Consider the following 24,330-nt stretch of genomic DNA (forward strand, 5'->3'; position numbering starts at 1 on the left):
TCATCGTCTTCCCGCAGGCCCTCGAGCCGGACGGGAGTCAGGCGCGGCCGCCTGACCTTCAGGGGCTCCTTCCCGGGAGAGGCTTTGCGTTCCGCCCCTCCCGCCACTACAACGACTCCGCTTTCGCGGCGATCTCGGCCAAATCCCTTGCCAGCGCTTTCCGCGTGACGTTCATGCCGATCTTGCCGAACAGCGCCATCATGACCCTGCTGACAACGGTGGGCCGGAGGACCTCGGCGCCGAAGGTCAGCGTCAGGTCCGTTCCCCCTTCGCGCTCAGCCAGCGTAAAGCGGGAGGTAAAGTCCGCGCCGCCCTGAAGGGCCTTGACAGTGGTGCTTCGGGGCGGATCCGCCTGGGCTACCCACATTTCCACCGTCTCGCGGCGGCCCAGCATTGACCGCGTCTCCTTCCAGCGCGTCCCTTCGCCGTATGGCCCCTCACTGACCATCTGGATGGACTCCACAGCCGAAAGGGTTCCGGGCGAACCGGGAATGTCGGAGATCACCGCCCAGACTTTGTCCGGATTGGCGTTCACGTGCTGCGTCAGGCTTGTGCTGTGATCCATGCTCCGAGCCTAGTGCCGGGGACGGACATCGGCATTCAGCCGGCTTACCCCTTGAATTAGTAAGCATGCTTTGTGTTAGGCTGAAATGGCTTTGTCAGATAGACCGGCGACGGAAGGTGGTAGACACCATGGGTATCGGAGACAAGATTTCGAACGCAGCAGAAGACTTCGGTGGCAAGGCCAAGGAAGCCGCGGGCAACGCAACGGACAACGACCGCCTGAAGGCCGAGGGCCAGAAGGATCAGGTTGTGGCCGACGCCAAGAAGGTCGGCGAAGGCGTCAAGGACGAACTCAAGCGCGACTAGGTCCTCGAAAACATACATAGAACCACGACGGCGGCGGACACTCTTTGGGGGGTGTCCGCCGCCGTCGTCTGTGCTTCCAGGCAGAAGGGAACTAGCTGTACAGCTCGCTCTTGGGTTCGTTGTTCTTGACCTTCTGCCAGCCAAGCCACAGCAGGACCGCGAAGAAGGGGATGGTGCCAAGGGTCCAGAGTCCGAGGTAGAAGACCTCGCCGCTCTTGCTGGTCATGGTGTCGAACCCGATCAACACAGTGATGGCCAGGAGACCCAGCAACCCGGCCCAGCTGGTCCACGGCGAACCGGGCATCGGCAGGCTGGACGTGACGCCCTTGCGGTGGCGGAGTGCGATCTGGCTGGCGAAGATGGCGCCCCACGTGAAGATCACGCCGATGGACGCGGTGTTGAGGGCCAGGTCAAACGCGTGCGAACCGCCCAGCCAGATGTTGAGCAGGATGCCCACGAGGTAGAAGGCGGCAATGGCAAGAATCGCCGCGTACGGCACGTGGCGCGAGGACATCCTGGTGAGCCACTGAGGGGCGTGCCCGTTGTTCGCCATGGTGCGGAAAACGCGGCCGATCGAGTACAGGCCCGAATTGCACGAGGACAGCGCCGCGGTGATGACGATCATGTTCATAACATCGCCCACCCAGCCGAGGCCCATCTGGCCGAAGACGGTGACGAACGGGGACACGCCGGCCTTGTACTGGTCGGACGGCAGGAGCATCGCGAGCAGCGTCACGGAACCGACGTAGAAGACCACGATGCGGAGCACGACGGCGCGGATCGCCTTGGGCACTTCGCGTTCCGGATTCTGCATCTCGCCGGCGGTGATGCCGACGAGTTCGATGCCGTTGTAGGCGAAGATCACGGCATTGAGGACCAGGACCATGACGAGGGCACCCTTGGGGAACATCCCGCCCTCGGCAGCGAAGAGGTTGGCCACGGAGGCGTTGCCGTCGCCCACCTGTGCGTTGGTGAGCACCATGAAGGTGCCGACCGCCAGGAAGATCAGGATGGCGCCGACCTTGAGGCAGGACGCCCAGAATTCGAACTCGCCGAACGCCTTGACACTGAGCAGGTTCACCGCAACCAGCAGGGCCAGCGCAGCGATGGCGGACGCCTCGACCGGGACGTTGGGAAAGAAGAACTGGAAGTACAGGCCGATCGCGATCAATTCCGCGATGCCCGTCATGCCCCAGTTGATGAAGTACATCCAGCCGGACAGGAAAGCGCCCTTCTTGCCGAACATTTCGCCGGCGTAGCTGACGAAGGAGCCCGACGTCTGGCGGTACATGATGAGTTCGCCAAGTGCCCGCATGAGGAGGTAGGCGATGACGCCGGCAATGGCGTAGGAGAAGATCAGCGCCGGGCCCGTGGAGGCGAGTCGCCCGCCGGCTCCCATGAAGAGGCCGACACCAATGGCGCCGCCCATGGCGATCATTGTGACGTGGCGCCTGCCCAGGGTCTTTTTGTAGCCCTCGGCGCTGAGGGTCGAGTCGACGGCGACGGATGGGGCCGTCCGGCTCTCAAGTTCTGTGGGGGTAATTTGAGGCACAGCTGTTCCTTGTAGGTTGTGGTGTTGCCGCGGGTCGGTATGTTGCCGGTTGGGGAACCTGGAGTTCTTGCACAGATAATTCGCGTTCAGACCCCTTATGAGGGCCATATGTGTGCAAAAACTCATGAAGCATCGAAGGTTCGCGCGACGCATCCATCGTACAAGATCCCGGCGGCACTCCGTGACGCGGGCAACATTTCCCACCTCCGGCCCCCGTTCCGGCGGTTCCGGCACCCGAAGTATTTCGAATGGATAAAAACGCTCCTGATTGGAGGCAATTCCGGATACCCTGAGCACCATGGGGGTGACGTGCGTCTCCTTCTTGCGACCACGCCGCCTGCGTGGGCATGTGGCACTCGTGCCATTCCTCAGGGGGGACTATGAGAAAAAGAGCACTACTGCCTGCAGCTTTGCTGCTTGCAGTTGCCGGGTGTTCAGGCGGCGGCTCCGGTCCTGCGGGGCCGGGTGCCAGCGAATCGGCGCCCGTACCATCGGCGACACCGGGTTCCACGGCGGCATCGGAGACGCCGCTGATACCCCCACCGCCAACCGACCCACCATCCTTGCCCACCGACGTATCGACCACGCTGAACGCCATCAAGGACCTCCGGGACCACACATGCACCGCAGGCGCCGGCGGATCGTGGAGCTTCAAGGGGAACCTGGTCAATACCTCGGACAAGGCCAAGACCTACACCGTGGCGGTAGCCGTGACGATAGGCGCTGCGGTTCAGGGCCACGCCCTGATCACGGAAACTGTCCCGGCAGGGAAATCGGCTGAAGTGTCAGCCGAGAACTTCGCGAAAACCACTGGCTCAGCAGGCCAGTGCGAACCGGTTGTCTCGGCAAAGGATGCTTCATGAGAAATCCAATACTTGCGGCTGCCCTGCTCCTGAGCTTCGCGGCCGGGTCCCTTGCTGCCTCGCCCGCCCTCGCCGAGGATTCCGCCACCGCCACGCCGTCGTCCCAGTCGACAGAAGCGGCAGGCGCCGCCACGGCCACGCCTTCACCGACTCCCACCGGGACGGCCTCGGAAGCGCCGGTGCCGGCTGAGTCGCTGTCGCCGTCGCCGTCGGCCTCGCCCACTCCCTCTGCCACGCCGGCCGAGCCCGCCCCGGTGACCGCGTCGCCATCTGTGGCACCCGCGGCCTCGGCTACGCCGTCGCCGTCGGCCTCAACTCCCCCGAAGACAACAACACAGGAGGAGCCGCCTGCCGAGCCTGCACCCGTCGTCGTCAAGGGCGCCATCGCGGTGAAATGGCAGGCCATGAACGGCGCTGCCGGCGTTCTCGGCACACCCGTCGCGAACGAAATCTGCATCGGAAGCCTGTGCGGGCAGACGTTCAAGGGCGGAACCATGTACTGGACCTCGGCCACGGGTGCGCATCCTGTGCTGCTGGCCGCGGGCCGGACGGGCCCTTCCTGGTATGCAAACGGCCGCACCGCCGTATTCGGCTATCCCGTCACAGATGAAGTTGCTGTCACTGGTGGAACAGCTCAGAAGTTCTCCAGCGGCAAGCTGCTGGTATCGACCAGCACAGGCGTTTTCCAAATCTGGCTCAAGGGAGCGATCGGCAGCCGCTGGGACTCGCTGGGAGCGGTGAGTGTGCTCGGCCTTCCGATCACCAGGGAACTCTGCGGCCTCCGCGACGGCGGTTGTGCCCAGGGATTCGCCAAGGGATACATCTACTGGAGCCCGGCCACCGGGGCGCGAGTGGTCAGCGGGCTCTATTACACCCGGTGGGCGGGCCTGGGCGGCCTGTACGGACCGATGGGCTACCCGGTCAGCGAACTGGCCTGCGGCAAGCCGGCCGGGGGCTGCATCCAGACCTTCCAGGGCGCCACCGTGTTCTGGTCACCTGCAAGCGGCGCCTGGGTCACCAAGGGCGGCATCGGGGCCAGATACATGGGCGTCGGCGCGATGCGGAGCGGCCTGGGATATCCCACGGCGAACGAGAAGTGCATCCCCGGACAGTGCATCCAGTCGTTCCAGGGCGGCTACATCGGCTGGACACCGGCGGCAGGCACGCGGATCTACGCGATGACCACGTGCGCCAAGCTCAACAATGGGCAGACCAAGTACTCCGCGTACGGTGCCAACCGGGTCCTGCTGACGTACACCGGCGGCTACAAGCAGTCATACGCCACCAACGTCTACTGCGTCCGGGTGGCCGGTCTGTACGTTGCAGACTGGAGGACCGATGGCTACGTGGGCGCCTCCGGGTTCAAGCCGCCGGGAGTTCCCTCCGGCCCGACCCGCTACCTCTACTCGCCCACAGGCTCCTACTCGGTGACGGAGGCATTCGGGCTGGGCAACCCCGGCACGAAGCTCGCCTACCGGACCCTGAACCCCAATTCCCGCTGGGGCGGAAACCCCTGGACGCCGACGTACAACAAGTACTTCGAGTCCTCCTCATGGGTGGGCTGGGACGAGAACATGTGGTACTTCGCCACGCGCGCCTCGCACGACTACCGCCAGGGTGTAGTGGTCAACTACAACCGCCCGAACATCGTGCAGGACGCCGGCTTCGCCATTTTCCTGCACATGAACAAAGTCCCGACGGCGGGCTGCATCTCCCTCGATGACTGGGCAGTTGTCGACTACATCCGGAAGTCGACCCCTGGCGACCGGATCATCATGGGAACCTACAACGACATCTTCCGGTAAAACCGGACGGAGTCACGTTCTAGTTCACCTTTCACGCTGGCGCCAGTGCCGGCGGCCCCAGGCCGCCAGCACTGGCGCTGGCGTTTCCGGGCCAGGTGCCTGGCTGTGCAGTCGGCGGGCGGGCTATGCAGCCGGGGGGCCCTGTGAAGTCGGGGGCCTAGGCAGTCGGCGGGGCCGGCGCGATCGCTCCGCCGTCCATCGTGTATTGCAGCCAGGTGCCGGTGACGGCTGACCCCGAAGAATCGCGAACTCTGCCCGCGGGGCGGTGGGCACAGCCACGGAACCACTGCCGCAGGGCGCGGTCGTGACTCACCATGACCACCGTCCCGCCGAACCCGGCGAGCGCGGTTTCGAGTTCCTCCACGAGAACGGGAGCCAGGTGGTTGGTCGGTTCGTCGAGCAGCAGGATGTCGTGGTCCCCCAGAAGCAGCCTCGCCAATGCAAGCCGCCGCTGCTGGCCGGCCGACAATCCGCCCAGCGGCACATGGAACTCGGTGGCGCGGAACAGGCCAAGCCGGAGCAGCGCCTCTGCGTGATCGTCGATGTTGCCGCCCAGGCCGGCAGCGAAGGCGGGAAGCAGCCGCAGCGACGGCTGTCTGGGCAGCTCAAGTTCCTGCTGCAGATACCCCACCTTGTCCGGGCGTTCCACCACGCCCTGGGTCGGCACCAGCGTCCCCGCCAGCACGGACAGCAGCGTGGATTTTCCCGCTCCATTGGGCCCGGTGATCAGGATTTTCTGCCCCGCATCCACCCGGAAGGCGGGCACGTCCAAGCGGCCTGGTACGCGCACGCCGTGAACGCGAAACACGGCCCCATATCGTTCAGCACCACGCAGATCCGTGGCGCTGGCGCCGGCACCGCCACCCTCCCGGCCGGCCCTTTCCCGGCCGGCCTTTTCCCGACCGCCGCCGTCCCGGTCGGCCCCGTCAGAGCCAACGCCGTCGTCGCCGGGCCTGCCGTCCACATCCGCGGCCAGTCGCGCATCCAGCTTCAGCCGCTCCGGAGGCTTCTGGACAGGGCTCGCTTCGAGACGACGGAGCCGCTCGCGGGCATTGCGGATCTTGCTCGTGGCGGCACTTTCCCAGGTGCCGGCCTTGTAGTCGAAGCTCATTTTGTCGCCGTCGCGCCGGCGGGCGTAGCCCATGGTGGTTGCGACGGTGTCCGCCTGCTTCCGCTCGGCAGCCATGGCGTCGATCCAGCCGTGGTACTGCTGTATCCAGCGCTGCCGCTCGGCCCGCTTCTCCTTGAGGTAGCCGTCGTAACCGTTGCCGTACCGGTTCACTGCGCCGCGTTCGGCATCCACTTCAATCACCGTGGATGCGATCTTCCGGAGCAGGACCCGGTCGTTGGAAACGACCACCACCGTGCCGCGGTGCGCGGCAAGTCGTGTTTCCAGCCAGGCCACGCCGTTCGCATCCAAGTGGTTGGTGGGCTCGTCAAGAAGCAGGATTTCGGCGGGGTCGGCCAGCAGGCAGGCAAGGGCGACACGTTCCTGCTCCCCGCCGGACAGTGACCCCATGGTCCGTTTGCGGTCCACACCGCCAAGGCCCAGCCGGTCCAACGCCGCTTCCACGCGTGATTCCGCGGCGTAGCCTTCACGCATCTGGTACTGGGTCTGCAGGCTGCCGTAAGCCTCCAGCCCGGAGTCTTCGGCAGTGGCCAGGGCCCTCTCCAGACGCTCGAGTTCGGCTTCCATGTCGCGCAGCGGGCGCAGTGCCTCGTCGATGGCGTCGGCCACGGTCAGCCCTTCCGGCAGCCCGGATGTCTGCGCCAGATAGCCCACCCGTCCGTGGTGGACAGCCGTGCCGGCTTGCGGTTTCTCGAGCCCTGCCAGGATTTTCAGCAGGGTGGATTTGCCGGCGCCGTTCTCCCCGACGATCGCCACGTGCTCCCCCGGCGAGATCACCAAGTCGACGTCGTCAAACAGTTCGCGGTCCCCGAAGCTGTGCCGGACGCCGGAAAGACGCATCTGCTCGGCCCGGAAAACCTGCTCAGCGGAGAAAGTCTGCGTTACGCGGGAAGTGCGTTCAGTCATGGGAAGTCCTTGCAGTCCGAAGGGTGGCCCGGATCGGTCCCGTCCAGGGGACGTGATCTACGGAGCCCGGTGACGGGATGCGACCCGGCCATATGCCATCGCCGCTGATTAGGACTTCATGCCTTCCAGAGTGCCCGGCAGCGCCAGTGCCGTCAAGGTTCACCTTCAAGGCGAGCCTCCTCCGTCGGCCGCTGTTTAGGCAGCGAGCACGGCAGCCTTCCTGCGGCGGGCCTTCGCCAGCCGGGTGCCGATGAGCCCCTGGCGGGGGCTGAACAGATAGACGACGGCGAAAACCGCGCCCTGGGTGAGCACCACCATGGCGCCCGACGCCGTGTCCAGGTAGTAACTGAAGTAGATGCCGGCAATCGAGCACGCCGCCGAAATGGACGGGGCAATCACCAGCATGCGCGAGAACCGCTCGGTCAGCAGGTACGCCGTGGCCCCGGGAATGATGAGCATGGCCACCACCAGCACCACGCCGACGGTCTGCAGCGCCACCACCGACGTCAATGCCAGCAGCCCCAGGAGCAGGGCGCCGAGGCGCTTCGGTGACAGGCCGATGGCGTGCGCGTGCGTGGGGTCGAATGCGTAGAGGGTGAGGTCGCGGCGCTTCAGGATGAGAATGGCGAATGCCACCACGCCCAGCACCAGAACCTGGATGAGGTCCGGGACGCTGACGCCCAGCAGGTTTCCGAAAATGATGTGGTTCAGGTCCGTCTGGCTCGGGGTCACGGAGATCAGCACGAGTCCCAGGGCGAACAGGGAACTGAACACGATTCCGATCGCGGCGTCCTCCTTCACCCTGCTCGTGCTGCGGACCACCCCGATCAGGGCCACCGCAATCAGCGCGAACACCAGCGCACCGAGGGCGAACGGCGCCCCAACGATGTAGGCAAGCACGACGCCGGGAAGTACGGCATGGGAGACGGCGTCGCCCATTAGCGACCAGCCGATCAGGACGAGCCAGCAGCTCAGGACCGCGCACACGACGGCGGCGAGCGCCGTGGTGACGATGGCCCGGACCATGAAGTCATAGCCAAGGGGTTCGGTGAGGAGAGTGACGAGGTCCATGCTCAGATCCCCCACTCGTGGGCAACGGCCCGGCCGTCCCGGTTGCCTGCGGCCTCCCGGTTGCCTGCGGTCTCCGGGGTGCCTGCCGTCTGCGGGGTGCCTGCGCCGTCCCGGTTCAGGACGTCCAGTCCGAAGGCCATGGCCAGGTTCTCTGGCTGCAGCACTACGTCCGGAGTTCCGTGCATCAGCACCTTGCGCATCAGGAGGACTGCTTCATCGCACAGCTGCGGAAGGGCGTGAAGGTCATGGGTGGAGATGAGGATGGTGCAGCCGTCGGCGGCCAGCTCGCGCAGCAACCGCGTGATGGTGGCTTCCGATCGCTTGTCCACCCCTGCGAAAGGCTCGTCAAGGAGCATGATGGTGGCACCCTGGGCAATTCCCCGCGCCACAAAGGCACGCTTCTTCTGCCCGCCCGAGAGCTGCCCGATCTGCCGGCCCGCAAACTCTGAGAGTTCCACCCGCTCCAGTGCCTCGTCAACGGCGGCCCGGTCAGCCTTGGAGGGGCGACGGGTAAAGCCCTGGTGGCCGTAGCGGCCCATCATCACCACGTCCCGCACGGACAGCGGGAACTGCCAGTCCACGTCCTCGCTCTGCGGGACGTAGCCGATCCCGCCCTCCTTGCGTGCCTTGGCCGGTGGTGCGCCGTTGATCAGCACGCGCCCGGCGTCGGGCTTGATCATGCCCATGATGGCTTTGAACAGCGTGGACTTTCCCGAGCCGTTCATGCCGATAAGGCCGCAGATCCTGGCATGCTCGAGGCTCAGCGAAGCGGAATCCAGCGCGAGCACTTCGCCGTAGTGCACAATCACCCCCGCCACCTGGATGGCGGGTGGGGGCGCGGACTGCTCCGGGGGTGCGTGCCGGCGGGCTACGTGCATGCTCATGACGAGCCCCCATTCAGTGCGGCAGTGATGACCTTGGAGTCGTGCCTGATGAGGTCCAGGTAGGTGGGAACGGGGCCGTCGGCTTCGGACAGCGAGTCCACGTAGAGCACGCCGCCGAACTTAGCGCCGGTGGCTTCCACCACCTGCTGCATCGGGGCGTCCGACACCGTCGATTCGCAGAAGACGGCCGGCACCTTGTTCTTCCGCACGAAGCCGATGGCCTCGGTGATCTGCTGCGGCGTGGCCTGCTGTTCGGCGTTGACCGCCCAGATGTACACCTCTTGGAGACCGGCATCGCGGGCGAGGTAGGAGAAGGCACCCTCGCACGTCACGAGCGCCCGCTGGTTCTTGGGGACAGCGGCCAGCTTGGCCTTCATCTCGTCCTGCACAGCCTGCAGCTTTGCCTTGTACGCCTTGCCGTTGGCCTCGAACACGGCCGCGTTGCCCGGGTCCAGCTCGGAGAAGGCCTTGACCATGTTGTCAACGTAGATCTGGACGTTGAGCGGCGACATCCATGCATGGGGGTTCGGTTTGCCCTGGTACGCGTCCTCCCTGATGGACATGGGTTCCACGCCCTCGCTCACCACCGCGTGGGGCACGTCGATGCCCTCCACGAACTGTGCGAACCAGGCTTCCAGGTTGAGTCCGTTGTCCAAAATGAGGTCCGCCTGCGATGCCTTGCGGATGTCCCCCGGCGTCGGCTCGTAGCCATGGATCTCCGCCCCGGCCTTGGTGATGGACTCCACCCGGAGCTTGTCACCGGCAACGTTCTTCGCCACATCAGCCAGCACCGTGAACGTGGTCAGCACCACCGGCCGGCCGTCGTCACCATTGCCGGCGGCATTGCCGCCGCACGCCGTAAGTGACAGGGCAAGAAGCGCGACGGCGGCTGCGGACTTCAGCCGGCCGTCCCGCTTTACGCGGGATTTTGCGGAGCTGGTGCGGTCAGTAGGACGGAACATGGACGTGCCCGAACCGGAGCGGGTGGAAGCGCTCCGGAGGGCAACGGTTCGGCGGACTACTTTGGCGCACCGAAACAGAAAGTTAGGCATACCGAATATTCTAACGGGAGCCTATTGGCCTCTGCAACGCGGGGCTTGCAGCCGGGCGCCGGGGGCGCGCCACCGATCGGCGACCAGTTTGGGCGGAAGGCGTGCACGCCGTTCGGGCCGACGGGTCCTAAGCGCGGGCCGCGGGACTAGGCTGGAGGCATGGTGACAACCCGACGCACCCTGCCCGCTCCGCGCCCGGAACTTTACCGGTTTTCGCCGCTCGACTACACCACCGTGGGGCTCTATGTGGCCATTGCCCTCTTCTTCGCAGTAGCCGGGGAATTGCTCCTGCCGCTGCTCCGGCTGCTCGCCCCGACGCCCGCCGTCGCCTCGTACGCGGTGAACCTCGTGTTCTACGGGTGCGTCGGCATCTTGGCCGTCTTCGCCGCCCGGCAGGTGGTGGCGCGCGACCTCAAGGTGCTGGCCACCAGGCCGTGGTTTACGGCCGCGATGGTGCCGCTGGCTGTCACCGCCATGATGATTTTCACCGCAATCCTCGTGGTTCTTGGCGGCACCACGGAGACGTCCGTGAACCAGGCCGGGCTCCAGGAGCTCATGCAGCAGGTTCCGGCGTGGCTCATGGTGCCGCTTATCGTCGTCGTGGGCCCGTTTGTGGAGGAGTACATCTTCCGGCACCTGCTCATCGGCAAGCTCAGCCGCCGCATCAACATCTGGATCTGCTGCGCCCTGTCGGTCGTGCTGTTCGCCGCCCTCCACATCGTGGGTCAGGAGGCACTCACGTTGACGGCCCTGATGCCGTATCTGGCCATGGGCGCCACGCTGGTGTTCGTCTATGTGTGGACAGGGCGGAACCTGATGTTCTCCTACTTTGTCCACGCCGCCAAGAACCTGCTGGCCGCCATCTTCCTGTACAGCATTCCGCCGGAACTGCTTGACCAGATGCAGCAGCTGCAGGGCTAGCCTCCGGCCGGACGGCAAAACGCACATTGCCCCCTATCGGGCGGTCCGGCCGCCGTCGTAGTTTTGTCCCATGGGACTCAACATTCAGATCGCCGTCGACTGCAAGAATCCGCATGACCTCGCCGACTGGTGGGCTGAGACGCTTGAGTGGGCGGTGGAGCCGCAGGACGAGGGCTTCATCCGCTCGATGATCGAGCAGGGCTTCGCCACCGACGCGGACACGGTGACCCACAACGGCAGGCTGGTCTGGAAGGACGGGGCGGCGATCCGGCCCGTCGAGGAACTCGAGGCCAAGGCGCCCGAGCGGCGCATCCTCTTCCAGACCGTTCCGGAACAGAAGACGCTCAAGAACCGCATTCATTGGGATGTGAGGATCGGGGACCGGGACAAGGACGAGGTCCGCCGGGAGCTTGAGGCCCGTGGCGCCACCTTCCTGTGGACCGCCAGCCAGGGGCCGCATTCCTGGCACACCATGGCGGACCCCGAGGGCAACGAGTTCTGCATCAGCTGACACGATTACTAGACTTGGACGGTGAGCAACGAAATCCCCGCCAAGGTATCCGATGTGTTCGACCCGTCGCGCTGGCGCACCGTCTCAGGTTTCGACGACTTCCAGGACATGACGTACCACCGGCAGGTGGAGCGGGATGCCTCCGGCAGCGTGGTGCGGGATCTGCCCACCGTGCGCATCGCGTTCAACCGCCCCGAAGTCCGCAACGCGTTCCGCCCGGCCACGGTTGACGAGCTCTACCGCGCCATGGACCACGCCCGGATGACCCCGGACGTGGCCACCGTACTGCTCACGGGCAACGGCCCCTCCCCCAGGGACGGCGGGCACTCGTTCTGCTCCGGCGGGGACCAGCGGATCCGGGGCAGGGACGGGTACCGCTATGCGGTTGGCGACACCAAGGAAACCATCGACCCGGCCCGCGCCGGGCGCCTCCACATCCTGGAAGTCCAGCGGCTGATGCGGACCATGCCCAAGGTGGTCGTCGCCGTCGTCAACGGCTGGGCAGCCGGCGGGGGCCACTCACTGCATGTGGTCGCGGACCTCACCATCGCCTCGCGCCAGTACGGCAAGTTCAAACAGACCGATGCCACGGTGGGCAGTTTCGACGCCGGCTACGGCTCCGCGCTGCTGGCCCGCCAGATCGGGCAGAAGGCAGCCCGCGAGATCTTCTTCCTGGCCCGGGAGTACTCCGCCGACGACATGGTCCGCATGGGGGCCGTGAACGAGGCGGTGGACCACGAAAGGCTCGAGGACGTGGCGCTCGAATACGCCGCAGACATCGCCAGGCAGTCGCCGCAGGCCATCCGCATGCTCAAGTTCGCATTCAACCTTGCCGACGACGGCCTGGCCGGCCAGCAGGTGTTCGCGGGTGAAGCCACCCGCCTGGCCTACATGACCGACGAAGCGGTGGAAGGCAAAGAGGCGTTCCTCGAGAAGCGTGATCCGGAGTGGTCCAGGTTCCCGTACTACTTCTGAGCCCGCAGGGCTGCTGAGCCCGGCACGCTCGGCACGACGCAAAGACTACCCCCATGACCCCAGCCCCACAGCACACTTCACCAAGGCGGACCCCGTGAACATCGAACCAGCCCTGAAGGCTCTTGCTGCCGCCCTCCACGGTGAGGGCCCCGCCGTCGAGCTTTCCGCGGGACCCGACGGTGATCCGGTGGTTTCCCTGGTGGAGAACACCGGCGTCGAGGGGGCAGCCGTGGTGGTCCGCACCTCCGGTTCCACGGGCACGCCCAAAGCCACGGTCCTGACGGTGGACGCCCTCGCCGCTTCGTCGATGGCCACGGCCTTCGCGCTCAAGGGCGAAGGCCAATGGCTCCTGGCCCTGCCCGTGCAGTACGTCGCGGGCGTGCAGGTGCTGGTGCGTTCGCTGTTTGCCGGGACGAGGCCGTGGGCCATGGACCTGTCCAACGGGTTCACCGTGGACGGCTTCACGGCCGCGGCACAGGAACTGACGGACAACATCCGCTTCACGTCCCTGGTGCCCACGCAGCTGCAGCGGCTGCTGGCCAACCCGACGGCGGCCACACTCACGGTCCTGCGCCGCTTCAACGGCATCTTGCTCGGCGGCGGCCCGGCTCCGGCGGCCCTCCTGGACGCAGCCCGCGACGCCGGCATCAGGGTGATCGCCACCTATGGCGCCGCGGAAACCTGCGGCGGCTGCGTGTATGACGGCTTTCCGCTCGAAGGTGCCGCGGTCCGGCTGGCGGAAGACGGGCGCATCCACCTCGGCGGGGCCACCCTGGCGGCCGGCTACCTAAATGCTCCCGGGCTGACGGCGGAGGCCTTCACCGACGAGGAGGGCGTCCGCTGGTACCGGACCAACGATCTCGGAACGCTGGACGCGGACGGCCGGCTCACGGTTCTGGGCCGCGCCGACGACGTCATCATTACCGGAGGCATCAAGGTCTCCGCCGCCCACGTGCAGGAAGAGCTGGAGAAGTTCGACGGCGTGAAGGCGGCCTTCGTGGCCGGGGTCCAGTCCGCGAAATGGGGGCAGGCCGTGGCCGCCTATGTTGCGGTGTCCGGCTCCTCATCCGGGGCCGCGGATGGCGCTCACGGCGCCGCGCTGGCTGAGGAATGGCACCGGACGCTGGGCCTGCTGGCTCCCAAGACCGTCCTTCCGGCCAGCGACCTGATCATGCTGCCCAACGGCAAACCCGACCGGCTCGCCATGATTGAACGGCTGCACGCCCTGCATCAGGGAAAATAGACTAGTTCCGCTCCGCGGCGGGCTCATGCGCGCCGCGGCGGTTTCCGCACGACTCCTGCCGCGCAACCTGCAAGGCAACGTTCCACCCGACCAACACGAGGTACTCACTGTGGCCACAGCCGCACAATGGATCCAAGGCGCCCGGCTCCGCACCCTGCCCGCGGCGATCGCCCCTGTCCTGATCGGCACGGCTGCGGCATTTGAGATGGGCGCTTTCCGCCCGCTCAACGCCATTCTGGCGGCCCTGGTGGCGCTGCTGCTGCAGGTCGGCGTCAACTATGCCAACGACTACTCTGACGGGATCCGCGGCACGGATGAAAACCGTGTGGGACCGCTGCGGCTGGTCGGATCCGGCGCGGCGTCCCCGGAGCACGTCAAGTACGCTGCCTTCGGGGCCTTCGGCGTGGCCATGCTTTTTGGCCTGATCCTGATCATCCTCACCCAGACATGGTGGCTGCTGCTCGTCGGCGCCGGCTGTGTGATGGCGGCCTGGGGCTACACCGGGGGCAAGAACCCGTACGGCTACATGGGCCTGGGCGACGTCTTCGTGTTCGTCTTCTTCGGACTCGTGGCAACCCTCGGCACTACATACACCCAGGCCGGGCAGCTGAGCCTCCCCGCCGTCATCGGCGCGATCGGCACGGGCCTCATTGCGTGTGCCCTGCTGATGGCCAACAATGTCCGCGACATCCCGTCAGACATCCAGGCCGGAAAACGCACCCTGGCCGTGCGGCTGGGCGATAAGCATGCCCGCGAAAGCTACGTGCTGATGCTCGCCGTAGCCATCCTGCTCGTGGTGATCCTGGCGCCCACGCGGCCCTGGATGCTCATTGTCCTGCTGCTCATCCCGGCCAGCCTCATGCCCGCCTGGCTGATGATCAATGGCCGGAAGCGCAAGGCCCTCATTCCGGTCCTGAAGCAGACCGGCCTCATCAACCTGGGCTACGCTGCGCTGTTCTCGCTGGGGCTGATCCTGAGCCACGGGACGTAGGCAGCCCGGCGGGTACTACGCTTCCTGGTTCCGGGGGTTGCCGTTCCGGGTTTCGCTGTTGGGGGTGTCGCTCTTGGGGATCTCGTTTCGGACGGTGACGTCCGGGTGGGCGTCGGTCAGGCGGTCCTCGGCCTCCGCGTCGGCTACTTCACCGGCGGTGCGCAGGGGCTTGGCCCGGCCGGAGAACCGCGCATGCAACGAGGCCGTCGCCGCATCCCGCTGCTTCTGGAAGAAAAGGTAGCTGATGGCAAAGGAAATGAGTCCGGCACAGATCACGGCCAGGAGCCAGCCCAACTGCAGGAACACGAAGAGTGCAAACAGCGGCACAAAGAGGGCAAGACGGATCAGGGAGTATTTCACAAAAGCCACTATCCAAGTTTAGCCGCCAACCCTGAACGAAACCTTCGCCCCTCCGCACGCCTCAAAACCACGGGGTCCGATTGCCGGAAATCTCTGGTACTGGCCGTGCACATACTGTAATCTCCGCCGGGGCATGTGACAGCTAGACTGAATGCATGCTCCGTGTTGCCATAGCAGTCGCCGTTCTTGCCATTTACGTCTACGGACTGGTGGACGTGATCCGGACTGATGCGAGCCTTACCCGAGGCTTCTCCAAAACAACATGGATCCTCATCGTTGTCCTTCTTCCCATCGTCGGCGCAGCCCTGTGGTTCCTGATCGGGCGGCCGCGCTATGAGGCGCCGATCCGGCGGGCCTACGCCCATCCCACGGCCCCTGACGACGACCCCGATTTCCTCCGCAACCTGGAACAGCGCCGCCGCAAGCAGGCCGAAGCGGAGCGGCTGCGCAAGCTGAAGGACGACCTCGAAGCCAAAAAGGCCAAGAACGACGACGGGTCCCGCGGCACAGGTGAGTCCGGGGCGTCTGGTGCCGGAGATGCCAGCGCCGAGGGAAACCCCGAAGCCAAGTAAAACCTCGAAGCCGGGTAGAACAGGGCGACTTCCGCTGCCCTGCCACGTTTTGACTCCGCCCTGCCACGCTTCGACTCCTCCCCGTTTGCCAAAAAGGGCCGCTTAGAACGCTGCTGAGCGGCCCTTTCTGGCAAACGGCGTCGGAGCACCCTTCCTCCACACGGCAACTGTTGTGTGGATAACGCCTTGCCGGTCTCCCCGGGCTACGAGAATGCAGTCATGCCCCGCCCCGTGCCGCTCCCCCAAGCCCTGTCCGGCCAGCCGTTCACCGTGAAACAGGCACAGGCCGCCGGCCTGACACGGCGGCGCTGCCGGGCCCAGACCTGGCCAGCCCGTGCCACGGCGTCCGCGTTCCGGCTGCGACCGACATGACGCTCAAGGTCCGGGCCCGGGCGCTCGTATTGGCCACCACGGGCGCCGTCGTCAGCCATCTCACCGCCGCGGTGCTGTGGGGCTTTCCGTTGCCACGTGGCCTCGTCTCCCCCGCTCACAGAAAGCCTGCCATCCATCTGACGTGCCAGCCCGGAACCCGGGCCGTGCGGCGCAAGGACGTGGTGGGGCACCAATCCGTGCTTGCGCCCGATGAAATTACGTCGGGCCGGCAATTCGCCTGCACGTCTCCGCTGCGCACCTGGTTCGAGCTTGCCGGCGTCCTGAGCCTGGATGAACTGGTCATTGCCGGCGATTTCCTGTTCCGGCGCAGAGGAGCCCTGTCCACTCCGGCCGCACTGGACGCGTACCTCGCCACGAAGGCGGGCCGGCCGGATACCGGAAGGCGACGCAGGCCAGGGCACTGATGCGTGCGGACACCGATTCGCCCAAGGAGACGGAGCTCCGCCTCCTGTTGGTGCGCTCCGGCCTGCCCGAGCCTGCCATCAACGTGCCCATGTTCGATGAAACCGGCGGCTGGATTCAGGATCCGGACATGTCCTACGAGGAATTCAGGATCGCCATTCAGTACGACGGCGGCCACCACGCAACTCCCGCACAGCGGCGCAGCGACATCTTCCGGGACGAGAATGCCCGCGGACTCGGCTGGCTCGTCGTCGTCCTGACCCAGTGGGATCTGGACCCGTTCTCCCCAGGGATGGAGCCCAACGCTGTGACCCGGGTGCGGGCTGCACTGACGGAACGGGGGTGGAAGCCCGGCCGGACCAAGCCGCCCCCGCGGTAGACCCGCCCGTTTGCCGGAAAGGGCCGCCCAGCAGCAAGCTGAGCGGCCCTTTATGGCAAACGGCGAACGACGGCGAAGGCGGCCGCCCTACAGCCCCGAGTAGGAGTGCAGTCCGTTGAAGAACTGGTTCACGATGGTGAAGTTGAAAACCACGCACAGGTAGCCCACGATCGACAGCCAGGCCGCGCGGGTTCCCGTCCACCCGCGGGTTGCGCGGGCGTGCAGGTAGCCGGCGTAGACCACCCAGATCACGAAGGTCCACACTTCCTTGGTGTCCCAGCCCCAGAAGCGCCCCCAGGCCTTCTCAGCCCAGATGGCCCCGAACATGAGTGTGAAGGTCCACCCGATGAAGGCGATCGCGTTGATGCGGTAGGAGAGGTTCTCCAGGCTCAGCGCGGACGGCACCAGGCGCATGAAGCCCAGCTTGTCCGCCCCGCCTGCCGCGATGGTCCTTTGCCGGTGTGACTGCACGAGCTGCAGTGCGGACATCGCGAACGTCAGGGTGAACAGCGCCGAGGAAAGCACGGCAATCGAGACGTGGATGATCAGCCAGTAGCTCTGCAGAGCCGGCACGAGGTGGCCCACGGGTGTCCAGTAGGCCACGGAGGCAGCCACCAGCATGATGATCACCAGGCCCACCACAAAGGTGCCCAGGAACCGCAGGTCGCGCCGGATCAGCACCACGAGGAACACAGCCACCGCCACGAACGCGCCGGTGGTCAGGAACTCGTACATATTGCCCCACGGCACGCGCCCGGAGCCGATGGCACGGGTCACCACGCCCGCTGCGTGAATGGCGGCGCCCAGGATGGTCAGGGCGACAGCCACGCGTGCGGGGGCACGGCGCTCGCCGCCGTAGCTCATGCTGGCGTCCGCCGTCTGCCCTGCCGCGCCGCCGCCGGCCTGCGCCTTGGCGGAAACGGACGACGACGGCCGCTCGGCACGGCCGGCCGGTCCGGCAAGGTGCCCCTCGGTACGGCCGGCATCGACAGTTCCGGCGGCGCCGCCCGCGCCCCCGGCGCCTGCTGCCACGGGCGCCTTCACGTCGGCGTCGGACGAGCCCTCAGGGGACGCCGCGGCGGCCGCCTTCAGGTCGACGGCACGGAGGGCCCTGCTGCTCTTGGCCAGGTCCCACGCGAAGGCGATGAACGCCACCGTGTAGGTGCCCGCCGCGAGGAGCATGAACAGCTCGCTGTACTGGCCCATGGTTTCGTTGATGGGGAACATTACCGGTCCTTCTTCGGCTCAGCCGAGCCTGCTGGTGAGGAATTGGAGGATGGTGTGCCGGGCCCGTCCGGGTCGAGGCCCCACTCGCGCTGCAGCAGCCCGCGGATCGCCGCGGCCTCGCCGGCCAGCCGGTGGTCCTCACCGCGGGCCAGCAGGCCGTATTCCACCATGGTGCGCCCGTCCTCGTGCCTGCCCGTCCGCACCCAAACGCGGCGCCGGTTGACGTAGAGGGAGATCACCAGGCCGGCAACTGCCAGCAGCGCGAAAATCAGTGCCGACAGCTGGCCCGGATTGTGGTGGATATCGACGCCGACATAGCGCTTCACGCCGTCGAAGCTGATGGAGCCCTTGCCGTCCGGAAGGGTGTACGTGCTGCCGGGCGCGAGTGTGATGCCCTTGGTCGCCAGGTTGCGGGCATTCAGTGGCGTCAGGTCCTTGACGTCGAGTTCAAACACGTTCTGCGGGGCGCCCTTGTCGAGCCCGAGGTCGCCGTAGTACGAGTTCAGGCTCAGCTGCGGGTTGATCAGTTCGGGATCGCCGCTGAAGGAAATACCCTCATCGGTGACGAAGGCCGTGGGCAGGAAGAACCCGGCAAAGCCCAGCTGGTCCGGCTTCGCGTCCGGAACCTTGATCACCACGGAGGAGTAGTAGTTGTCGCCCTGCAGTTTGGCGACAACGGGCCCCTGCATGGCGACATTGCCCTTGCCGTCGCGCACTGTGACCACAGGGGCGTAGCCGTTGCCCGTCAGGTAAATACTGGTGCCGCCAAGCGTCACCGGTTCGTTGACCTTGAGGACTTCCTTCTTGGCTGGCGCCCCGGGGTTTTCCTTTGTGGTGACGTCTGCGGTGAAGTCGATGGGCTGGCCGAACTTGCCCCGGGACTCCCGGTCGAACTTGATCTGGAACTTGTCGAGCTGGATGGAGTACGGCTGGAGCTGGCTACTCTGGAAGTTGGTGCCCGGATTGAACTGGTCGTAGCCCACCAGGGTGTTGACGAACGTGTCGCCCTCCACGAGGATCCGCTGGCCGCTGTAGCCGAACAGTCCGCCGACCGCCACGGAGACCAGCACGCCGATCAGTGAGGTGTGGAAGACAAGGTTCCCCACTTCCTTCAGGAAGCCGCGCTCCGCCCCCAAAGACGGCCGCTCGCCGTCGTGCCTCACCGCAACGCGGTATCCGCGTTTCTTGAGCAGCGCCGCTGCGTTTTCAACAGCGTCCGACGCCGGGATGCCGGCTTCCGCGGGCACCACCAGTGTGCCGTACTCCGGCAGGCGGGACAGCCGCTTCGGGGTCCGCGGCGGCTCCGAGCGCATGGCCCGGTAGTGGGCTATGGCGCGCGGCACCACGCAGCCGATCAGCGAGATGAAGAGCAGGATGTAAATGCCCGAGAACCAGGCCGAGGAATACACGTCGTACAGCTGCAGCGAATCGAGGATCTTGCCGTAGTCCGGGTTGTCCTTGATGTACTGCGTGACCACCGACGGGTTGGCCGGACGCTGCGGGAACAGCGAACCAGGCACCGCAGCCACGGCCAGCAGCAGCAGCAGGAACAGCGCCGTTCGCATGCTGGTCAGCTGCGTCCAGGCCCAGCGGAGCATGCCGCCGGCGCCCAAGGCAGGCAGCGCCGCATTGGCTTTGGCCTCCCCCAGGGCGTCCTTCGGGGCGGCGTCCTTGGGTGCGTGATCCTTAGGGGATTCCTCGGCCGGACGGTTCTTGGTGGACTTCACACGCTCGCTCATCAGATCGGCAACTTAACGTCGGTTTGGAACCAGTACTGCAATTGGGTGACCCAGGCGCCCCACAGTCCTGTGGCCATCAGGATCCCCAGGACGATCAGGACTCCCCCGCCGGTCCGCTGGATGGCGAGCCGGTGCTTGCGGAAGAAGGACATCACGCCGGCGCCGCGGCGCACTGCCAGCGCTATCAGCAGGAACGGAATGCCCAGGCCGAGGCTGTAGACAAACGCCAGGAAGGCCCCCTTCGCCGCGGACGAACCGCCGGAGAGGCTCAGCAGCTGGACGGCGGAGTAGGTGGGGCCGATGCACGGCGCCCAGCCGAGGCCGAACGTGATCCCCAGCAGCGGGGCGCCCCAAAGCCCTGCGGGCGGTTTCGCATGGATTTTGGCGTCGCGCTGGAGCCAGCTGAATCCGCCCATGAAGACTACGCCCATGATGATCACCAGGATTCCGAGCAGCTGGGTGATCCAGGCGTTCTGGCCGGCGGCGAGCAGCGTACCCAGCTGGCCGAACGCGCCGCCGAGCAGCACGAAGATCACCGAGAACCCGAGCACGAAGAGGCCGATGCCGGCCAGCATGCGCCCGCGCTTCTGTTTCTGGAGGTCCACGCCGGTCAGTCCCGTGACGTAGCCCAGATATCCGGGCACCAGCGGCAGGACACAGGGCGAGAGGAAGGACACCAGTCCGGCCAGGAGGGCCACCGGGATGGCAAGGAGCAGCGAGCCGCTCAGGATGGCTTCGGCGAAGGGGCTGTTCACGGTATGGTCCGCCCGTTACTCTGCCACGGCGGAATCAATGAGGGCCTTGAGGGTGCCCTTCTGGATCTCCCCCAGCACGCGCGATGCCACACGGCCCTGCTTGTCCAGGACGAGTGTTGTGGGGACGGCCCCCGGCGGCACCAGGCCGGACACGGACAGCAGCACGCCGCCGTCCTTGTCGTTGAAGCTGGGGTAGGTGAGGCCGAACGTCTTGTCGAAGGCTTCCGCAGTGGGTTTCTCATCCCGCAGGTTCACGCCGAAGAACTGCACGCCCTTTGGCTTGAACTCCTGGTGGAGCGCTTCAAGCAGCGGGGCTTCCACCCGGCACGGCGCACACGCGGCGAACCAGAAGTTCAGGACAGTCACCTTGCCCAGGAAGTCCTTGGGCGTGACTGCGGTGCCGTTGAAGAGCGTGCCCTGGATATCGACGGCGGCCTTGCGGTCCGCGGCCGCGAATTCCGTCACCGAGCCGTCCCCGGCGACGTAGTTCTTGTTGTCGCCCGCCTTCGCCTGTTTGGCCAACGCATCTTCCTGGGCGCAGCCGGACAGACCCAGCGTGAGCGCCGTCAACGCCAGGCCTCCGGCAGCGAGGACGCTGCGGCGGGAGCTTACAGGGGGGGTGGTCATGGTTAGGCTCCGGGGGTGCTGGAGGCACCGGGAAGAAGGGCGGCGGCCGGCTCGGTGTACACAACGCGCACGAGCGTGCCGTCGTCGTCGAACACGAGGGACGTCAGGGAGGTAAGGGTGCACTCGCGCTTGCGGGGATCGTGCCACAGCGGCTTTCCCTCAGCGCTGAGGCGCGTGGCCCAGATGGGAAGCTGGTGGCTGACCATGATGGCCTCGGCGCCGTCGCCGCCGAGTTCGATCGCCTTGGTGCGGGCATCTTCAACGGCTGCCTGCACACGGGCTGCCTGATCCTTGTACGGCTCGCCCCACGAGGGCCTCATCGGGTTCACGAGCTTCGGCCAGTGCTTAGGCTTCCTCAGCTCGGCCTTGGTGACCCTCAGGCCTTCAAAATGGTTCTCTGCCTCGATGATGCGCTTGTCCGTATGGATCTCCAGCCCCAGCGCCTGGGACGTGGGAACTGCGGTCTCTTGGGCGCGGGTCAGCGGGGAGGCCACGAGGTAGACGATCTTTGCGCCTTGGGCGGCGCGGTCGCGGAAGTGTTCCGCCAGCGTCTGCGCCATCTGCTGGCCAAGCTCGGAAAGGTGGAATTCCGGCAGTCTGCCGTACAGGACGCCCGCAGGATTGTGGACTTCGCCGTGGCGGAGCAAATGAACAGTGGCTTGGGGCATGTCTACCAGTTTCTCAAAGATGCCGGGCGATCTGAAATCTTCTACATCTAGTAGAACTCAAGAAAATTACGAAATGTTCCCGAGGGCTGGAATAAAAGATGCATTTGCATGTTTATACTGGGTGCAGCAGTTAGTTGATACTTCAACCAATGAAGCTTCAACCCCACGATTCATCCGACGCACCACCGAACCAAGGAGAACCATCATGGCACTTCCCGCTAACGTCACCACCGGCACCTGGACCCTCGACACCTCGCACAGTGAAATCGGATTCACCGTCCGCCACGCGGGCATCAGCAAGGTCCGCGGCCAGTTCAAGGAAGCCACCGCAACCCTGGACCTCGCCGAGAACGTGGCCGACTCCAAGGTCAGCGCCACCATCCAGACCGCCAGCTTCGACTCGGGCGACGTGAACCGCGACGGCCACGTCCGCGGTGAAGACTTCTTCGACGTCGAGAAGTTCCCGGAGATCTCCTTCGTTTCCAACGGCCTCGTGGCCAAGGGCGACAGCTACGAGCTCCAAGGCGACCTCACCATCAAGGGCGTCACCCGTCCGGTGGCCCTCGAGACCGAGCTCAACGGCGTGGCCGTGGACCCGTTCGGCAACACCCGCGCCGGCGTTTCCGCTGAAACCACCATCAGCCGCAAGGACTTCGGCCTGACCTGGAACGCTGTCTTGGAAGCCGGCGGCGTGCTGGTCAGCGACAAGGTTGCCATCAACCTCGAACTGGCCTTCATCGCCCCTGCCGCGTAACCGCACACCAGGGCCCGCATGACGGGCCGTGCACCGCAAACGCCCCGCCCATGGTCCGGCTCAAGCCGGCTCCACGAAGCGGGGTTTTTGTGTCGCCGGCAGCTACTGCCGACCGTGGCCGTCCGGACCCGGGCGCTTTCTATAATTGGCCACACCGCCCTTCTATAAGTGAGAGCCATGAGCAACCCCAACGATCCATCGCAGGAACCAGGCAGCGAACCCCCTTCCGGTGACCGTCCACAACAGCGGCGTGGAGGACGCCTCCCGTTCCACCTGCCGGCGGACCGCCCCCGCAGTTTCTATGAGGCCATGCCGCCAGGCGGATTCGCCGGGCTGTTCAGCGTGATCGGGCTGCCTACGGAGCTGAAGATCTCGTACTGGATCTGGGTGCTCAGTGGGCTGCTCGGGCTGCTCGGCGGAGTGATCGTGCTGTTCGGCGCGCTGGTTCTCTTTGCGTTTTCGCCTGGCATCGCGATCCTCGTGCTGCTGCTCGCGGTCTGTGGCGCGGCGCTGTCCGCGGCGCAGATTGTCCTGGCCATGAACATGAAGGAAGGCCGGGAGTGGGGACGGCTCGCACTGACGGCTGTTGCCGGCGCCTCACTGCTTCTCGCTGTCATAAGCCTCGCCTGCACTGACGGCCGCGGCGGCAACGGGCTGGGCTTCCTGGCAGCCCTGGCCGCAACCGTGCTGATGTGGGTTCCCAATTCGCAGGCTTGGTTTGCCGCGAATACCCCTCGGGGATGAGCCTCGACGCGCCCGGTGAGGGGTACGGTGGAGTTAAGCCATGCTGGGGGCAGGGCAATGCGTCTGAACCCGGCGGCCGGTCCCTACGTCACAACGCAAAGGAACGCTCATGAGCACTCCTCCAGTCCCGCCTCGCAACCCTAACGATCCGGATTCCGGCCGCCATGATTCCGATGAGCCTGGACGGGACAGCAACGGGCAGCCGCAGTACGGCCAGAACGCTCCGCAATACGGCCAAAATGCCCCCCAGTATGGTCAGAATGTCCCGCCGGCGCCGCAGTATGGCCAAAACGCTCCCCAGCAGCCGCAGTACGGCCAGAACCCGCCGCAATATGGACAGCCACAGTACGGGCAACAGCCGTACGGCCAGCCGCCTCAGGGCCCGTCACCATATGGCCAGTCCCCCTACGGGCAGTACCCTTCGCAGCAGCCCGGGGGCCGGGGTCCGGCCGGCGTTCCGAAGCTCGTGGACAGAGCGTTCTGGATGATTATTGCCGCGGGCGTCCTCTCGATCCTGTCCCTGATGGTGAGCATTCCCACCCTCGACGACCCCATCATGCGTCAGACGTTCGAAGACCAACTTCGGGGCAGCGGCCAGAACATCCCCTTCGAAGACATTAAGCCCATCATCATCGGCACGATGGTGGTCGCGACCCTGATCGGCGCCGGCCTCTACGCCTTGGTCGCTTTCAACGTGCGCAAGGGTAAGAACTGGGCCCGCATCCTGGGCACGGTTTTTGCGGCGCTGTCAATCTTCTCCATTGCGCCGCTGGGCATCAACACGGTGGTGGTCGTCCTTGGGATCGCCGCGATCGTAATGCTCTACATGCCTGCGGCTTCACCGTACTTCCAGAAGCAGCAGCCCTTCGCCAACCCGTACGCGGGTCCCTACGGCCGTTAACCACGCCAACTGCCTGTTGTTCACCTAGCTTGTGGC

At 65.8% G+C, this 24,330-nt stretch carries 26 protein-coding genes; 14 read left to right on the forward strand and 12 right to left on the reverse strand.

Features of this window, described 5'->3' with window-relative positions; genetic code table 11:
• Positions 1–106: 106 nt before the first annotated feature.
• Positions 107–565 carry an SRPBCC family protein gene (locus tag ACIP90_RS10675; RefSeq protein WP_400579260.1) on the reverse strand — a complete coding sequence of 153 codons (459 nt, stop codon included), beginning with the start codon at positions 563–565 and terminating at the stop codon, positions 107–109.
• A 128-nt stretch (positions 566–693) separates the two neighbouring features.
• On the opposite strand from ACIP90_RS10675, the gene ACIP90_RS10680 reads away from it, so the two are divergent.
• The gene (locus ACIP90_RS10680; RefSeq protein WP_400579262.1) at positions 694–870 is read left to right on the forward strand and encodes a CsbD family protein; all 177 of its coding nucleotides are present in this window, start codon (positions 694–696) and stop codon (positions 868–870) included.
• Between the two features lie 91 nt (positions 871–961).
• Here ACIP90_RS10680 and ACIP90_RS10685 read toward each other — a convergent pair whose 3' ends face one another.
• A complete protein-coding gene (locus ACIP90_RS10685; protein ID WP_400579264.1) occupies positions 962–2,422 on the reverse strand; it encodes an amino acid permease in 1,461 nt (486 codons plus the stop codon).
• A gap of 563 nt (positions 2,423–2,985) precedes the next feature.
• On the opposite strand from ACIP90_RS10685, the gene ACIP90_RS10690 reads away from it, so the two are divergent.
• Entirely contained in the window at positions 2,986–3,285 is a 300-nt protein-coding gene (locus ACIP90_RS10690) for a hypothetical protein (RefSeq protein ID WP_400579266.1), read from the forward strand.
• On the forward strand, positions 3,282–5,090 hold the full coding sequence (locus ACIP90_RS10695) for a hypothetical protein (RefSeq protein WP_400579267.1): 1,809 nt from the start codon (positions 3,282–3,284) through the stop codon (positions 5,088–5,090). The genes ACIP90_RS10690 and ACIP90_RS10695 overlap by 4 nt, the downstream gene beginning before the upstream one ends.
• A gap of 157 nt (positions 5,091–5,247) precedes the next feature.
• On the opposite strand, the gene ACIP90_RS10700 is transcribed toward ACIP90_RS10695, so the two are convergent.
• From ACIP90_RS10700 to ACIP90_RS10715, 4 genes are all read right to left on the reverse strand, one after another.
• The gene (locus tag ACIP90_RS10700; RefSeq protein ID WP_400579269.1) at positions 5,248–7,125 is read right to left on the reverse strand and encodes an ABC-F family ATP-binding cassette domain-containing protein; all 1,878 of its coding nucleotides are present in this window, start codon (positions 7,123–7,125) and stop codon (positions 5,248–5,250) included.
• A gap of 195 nt (positions 7,126–7,320) precedes the next feature.
• Positions 7,321–8,196 (reverse strand): metal ABC transporter permease, encoded by an 876-nt coding sequence (locus ACIP90_RS10705; RefSeq protein ID WP_400579271.1) that lies wholly within the window; start codon positions 8,194–8,196, stop codon positions 7,321–7,323.
• Positions 8,197–8,198: 2 nt separating this feature from the next.
• Positions 8,199–9,080 (reverse strand): metal ABC transporter ATP-binding protein, encoded by an 882-nt coding sequence (locus tag ACIP90_RS10710; RefSeq protein ID WP_400579274.1) that lies wholly within the window; start codon positions 9,078–9,080, stop codon positions 8,199–8,201.
• Positions 9,077–10,132, reverse strand: a complete 1,056-nt coding sequence (locus ACIP90_RS10715) for a metal ABC transporter substrate-binding protein (RefSeq protein WP_400579276.1) — start codon at positions 10,130–10,132, stop codon at positions 9,077–9,079. The genes ACIP90_RS10710 and ACIP90_RS10715 overlap by 4 nt, the downstream gene beginning before the upstream one ends.
• A gap of 159 nt (positions 10,133–10,291) precedes the next feature.
• Here ACIP90_RS10715 and ACIP90_RS10720 point away from each other — a divergent pair, with 159 nt between their 5' ends.
• The 5 genes from ACIP90_RS10720 to ACIP90_RS10740 all read left to right on the forward strand — a co-directional run bounded on the left by ACIP90_RS10720 (position 10,292) and on the right by ACIP90_RS10740 (position 14,773).
• Positions 10,292–11,053: a lysostaphin resistance A-like protein gene (locus ACIP90_RS10720; protein ID WP_400579278.1), complete on the forward strand. Its 762-nt coding sequence runs from the start codon at positions 10,292–10,294 to the stop codon at positions 11,051–11,053.
• Positions 11,054–11,123: 70 nt separating this feature from the next.
• A complete protein-coding gene (locus ACIP90_RS10725) occupies positions 11,124–11,564 on the forward strand; it encodes a VOC family protein (protein WP_400579279.1) in 441 nt (146 codons plus the stop codon).
• Positions 11,565–11,585: 21 nt separating this feature from the next.
• Positions 11,586–12,539 (forward strand): 1,4-dihydroxy-2-naphthoyl-CoA synthase, encoded by a 954-nt coding sequence (locus ACIP90_RS10730; RefSeq protein ID WP_400579281.1) that lies wholly within the window; start codon positions 11,586–11,588, stop codon positions 12,537–12,539.
• A 94-nt stretch (positions 12,540–12,633) separates the two neighbouring features.
• Positions 12,634–13,782 (forward strand): AMP-binding protein, encoded by a 1,149-nt coding sequence (locus ACIP90_RS10735; protein WP_400579283.1) that lies wholly within the window; start codon positions 12,634–12,636, stop codon positions 13,780–13,782.
• Between the two features lie 109 nt (positions 13,783–13,891).
• Positions 13,892–14,773 (forward strand): 1,4-dihydroxy-2-naphthoate polyprenyltransferase, encoded by an 882-nt coding sequence (locus ACIP90_RS10740; RefSeq protein WP_400579285.1) that lies wholly within the window; start codon positions 13,892–13,894, stop codon positions 14,771–14,773.
• Between the two features lie 15 nt (positions 14,774–14,788).
• Here the strand turns inward: ACIP90_RS10740 and ACIP90_RS10745 are convergent, their stop codons facing one another.
• Positions 14,789–15,142, reverse strand: a complete 354-nt coding sequence (locus tag ACIP90_RS10745; RefSeq protein ID WP_400579287.1) for a DUF4229 domain-containing protein — start codon at positions 15,140–15,142, stop codon at positions 14,789–14,791.
• A 146-nt stretch (positions 15,143–15,288) separates the two neighbouring features.
• Here ACIP90_RS10745 and ACIP90_RS10750 point away from each other — a divergent pair, with 146 nt between their 5' ends.
• The 3 genes from ACIP90_RS10750 to ACIP90_RS10760 all read left to right on the forward strand — a co-directional run bounded on the left by ACIP90_RS10750 (position 15,289) and on the right by ACIP90_RS10760 (position 16,879).
• On the forward strand, positions 15,289–15,705 hold the full coding sequence (locus ACIP90_RS10750; protein WP_400579289.1) for a PLD nuclease N-terminal domain-containing protein: 417 nt from the start codon (positions 15,289–15,291) through the stop codon (positions 15,703–15,705).
• Positions 15,706–16,073: 368 nt separating this feature from the next.
• Positions 16,074–16,502, forward strand: coding sequence for a hypothetical protein (locus ACIP90_RS10755; RefSeq protein WP_400579291.1), 429 nt, complete (start codon positions 16,074–16,076; stop codon positions 16,500–16,502).
• Positions 16,502–16,879, forward strand: coding sequence for a hypothetical protein (locus ACIP90_RS10760; RefSeq protein WP_400579293.1), 378 nt, complete (start codon positions 16,502–16,504; stop codon positions 16,877–16,879). The genes ACIP90_RS10755 and ACIP90_RS10760 overlap by 1 nt, the downstream gene beginning before the upstream one ends.
• 87 nt (positions 16,880–16,966) lie before the next feature.
• Here the strand turns inward: ACIP90_RS10760 and ccsB are convergent, their stop codons facing one another.
• Genes ccsB through ACIP90_RS10785 form a run of 5 tightly spaced genes read right to left on the reverse strand, consistent with a single transcriptional unit; the run spans position 16,967 to position 21,895 of the window.
• Positions 16,967–18,106 (reverse strand): c-type cytochrome biogenesis protein CcsB, encoded by a 1,140-nt coding sequence (gene ccsB / locus ACIP90_RS10765; RefSeq protein WP_400579295.1) that lies wholly within the window; start codon positions 18,104–18,106, stop codon positions 16,967–16,969.
• Positions 18,106–19,845, reverse strand: a complete 1,740-nt coding sequence (locus ACIP90_RS10770; protein WP_400579297.1) for a cytochrome c biogenesis protein ResB — start codon at positions 19,843–19,845, stop codon at positions 18,106–18,108. The genes ccsB and ACIP90_RS10770 overlap by 1 nt, the downstream gene beginning before the upstream one ends.
• Positions 19,845–20,600: a cytochrome c biogenesis CcdA family protein gene (locus ACIP90_RS10775; protein ID WP_400579298.1), complete on the reverse strand. Its 756-nt coding sequence runs from the start codon at positions 20,598–20,600 to the stop codon at positions 19,845–19,847. The genes ACIP90_RS10770 and ACIP90_RS10775 overlap by 1 nt, the downstream gene beginning before the upstream one ends.
• A gap of 15 nt (positions 20,601–20,615) precedes the next feature.
• Positions 20,616–21,227 (reverse strand): TlpA family protein disulfide reductase, encoded by a 612-nt coding sequence (locus ACIP90_RS10780; protein ID WP_400579300.1) that lies wholly within the window; start codon positions 21,225–21,227, stop codon positions 20,616–20,618.
• 2 nt (positions 21,228–21,229) lie between these two features.
• A complete protein-coding gene (locus tag ACIP90_RS10785; RefSeq protein WP_400579302.1) occupies positions 21,230–21,895 on the reverse strand; it encodes a histidine phosphatase family protein in 666 nt (221 codons plus the stop codon).
• A 205-nt stretch (positions 21,896–22,100) separates the two neighbouring features.
• Between ACIP90_RS10785 and ACIP90_RS10790 the strand changes: the two genes are divergently transcribed.
• The 3 genes from ACIP90_RS10790 (at position 22,101) to ACIP90_RS10800 (ending at position 24,294) form a co-directional block, all read left to right on the forward strand.
• The gene (locus tag ACIP90_RS10790; RefSeq protein WP_400579303.1) at positions 22,101–22,649 is read left to right on the forward strand and encodes a YceI family protein; all 549 of its coding nucleotides are present in this window, start codon (positions 22,101–22,103) and stop codon (positions 22,647–22,649) included.
• Positions 22,650–22,826: 177 nt separating this feature from the next.
• Positions 22,827–23,393, forward strand: a complete 567-nt coding sequence (locus ACIP90_RS10795; RefSeq protein WP_400579304.1) for a hypothetical protein — start codon at positions 22,827–22,829, stop codon at positions 23,391–23,393.
• Between the two features lie 109 nt (positions 23,394–23,502).
• Entirely contained in the window at positions 23,503–24,294 is a 792-nt protein-coding gene (locus tag ACIP90_RS10800; RefSeq protein ID WP_400579305.1) for a hypothetical protein, read from the forward strand.
• The last annotated feature ends 36 nt before the right edge of the window (positions 24,295–24,330 follow it).

This window comes from Arthrobacter sp. NPDC093139, assembly GCF_044754165.1.
GTDB lineage: Bacteria > Actinomycetota > Actinomycetes > Actinomycetales > Micrococcaceae > Arthrobacter.

Coding starts and splice junctions, on each gene's coding strand:
- ACIP90_RS10675 (WP_400579260.1), bottom strand. CDS start 565: ATGGATCACAGCACAAGCCTGACGCAGCACGTGAACGCCAATCCGGAC.
- ACIP90_RS10680 (WP_400579262.1), top strand. CDS start 694: ATGGGTATCGGAGACAAGATTTCGAACGCAGCAGAAGACTTCGGTGGC.
- ACIP90_RS10695 (WP_400579267.1), top strand. CDS start 3,282: ATGAGAAATCCAATACTTGCGGCTGCCCTGCTCCTGAGCTTCGCGGCC.
- ACIP90_RS10700 (WP_400579269.1), bottom strand. CDS start 7,125: ATGACTGAACGCACTTCCCGCGTAACGCAGACTTTCTCCGCTGAGCAG.
- ACIP90_RS10705 (WP_400579271.1), bottom strand. CDS start 8,196: ATGGACCTCGTCACTCTCCTCACCGAACCCCTTGGCTATGACTTCATG.
- ACIP90_RS10710 (WP_400579274.1), bottom strand. CDS start 9,080: ATGAGCATGCACGTAGCCCGCCGGCACGCACCCCCGGAGCAGTCCGCG.
- ACIP90_RS10715 (WP_400579276.1), bottom strand. CDS start 10,132: ATGCCTAACTTTCTGTTTCGGTGCGCCAAAGTAGTCCGCCGAACCGTT.
- ACIP90_RS10720 (WP_400579278.1), top strand. CDS start 10,292: ATGGTGACAACCCGACGCACCCTGCCCGCTCCGCGCCCGGAACTTTAC.
- ACIP90_RS10725 (WP_400579279.1), top strand. CDS start 11,124: ATGGGACTCAACATTCAGATCGCCGTCGACTGCAAGAATCCGCATGAC.
- ACIP90_RS10750 (WP_400579289.1), top strand. CDS start 15,289: ATGCTCCGTGTTGCCATAGCAGTCGCCGTTCTTGCCATTTACGTCTAC.
- ACIP90_RS10755 (WP_400579291.1), top strand. CDS start 16,074: ATGACGCTCAAGGTCCGGGCCCGGGCGCTCGTATTGGCCACCACGGGC.
- ACIP90_RS10760 (WP_400579293.1), top strand. CDS start 16,502: ATGCGTGCGGACACCGATTCGCCCAAGGAGACGGAGCTCCGCCTCCTG.
- ccsB (WP_400579295.1), bottom strand. CDS start 18,106: ATGTTCCCCATCAACGAAACCATGGGCCAGTACAGCGAGCTGTTCATG.
- ACIP90_RS10770 (WP_400579297.1), bottom strand. CDS start 19,845: ATGAGCGAGCGTGTGAAGTCCACCAAGAACCGTCCGGCCGAGGAATCC.
- ACIP90_RS10780 (WP_400579300.1), bottom strand. CDS start 21,227: ATGACCACCCCCCCTGTAAGCTCCCGCCGCAGCGTCCTCGCTGCCGGA.
- ACIP90_RS10785 (WP_400579302.1), bottom strand. CDS start 21,895: ATGCCCCAAGCCACTGTTCATTTGCTCCGCCACGGCGAAGTCCACAAT.
- ACIP90_RS10790 (WP_400579303.1), top strand. CDS start 22,101: ATGGCACTTCCCGCTAACGTCACCACCGGCACCTGGACCCTCGACACC.
- ACIP90_RS10795 (WP_400579304.1), top strand. CDS start 22,827: ATGAGCAACCCCAACGATCCATCGCAGGAACCAGGCAGCGAACCCCCT.
- ACIP90_RS10800 (WP_400579305.1), top strand. CDS start 23,503: ATGAGCACTCCTCCAGTCCCGCCTCGCAACCCTAACGATCCGGATTCC.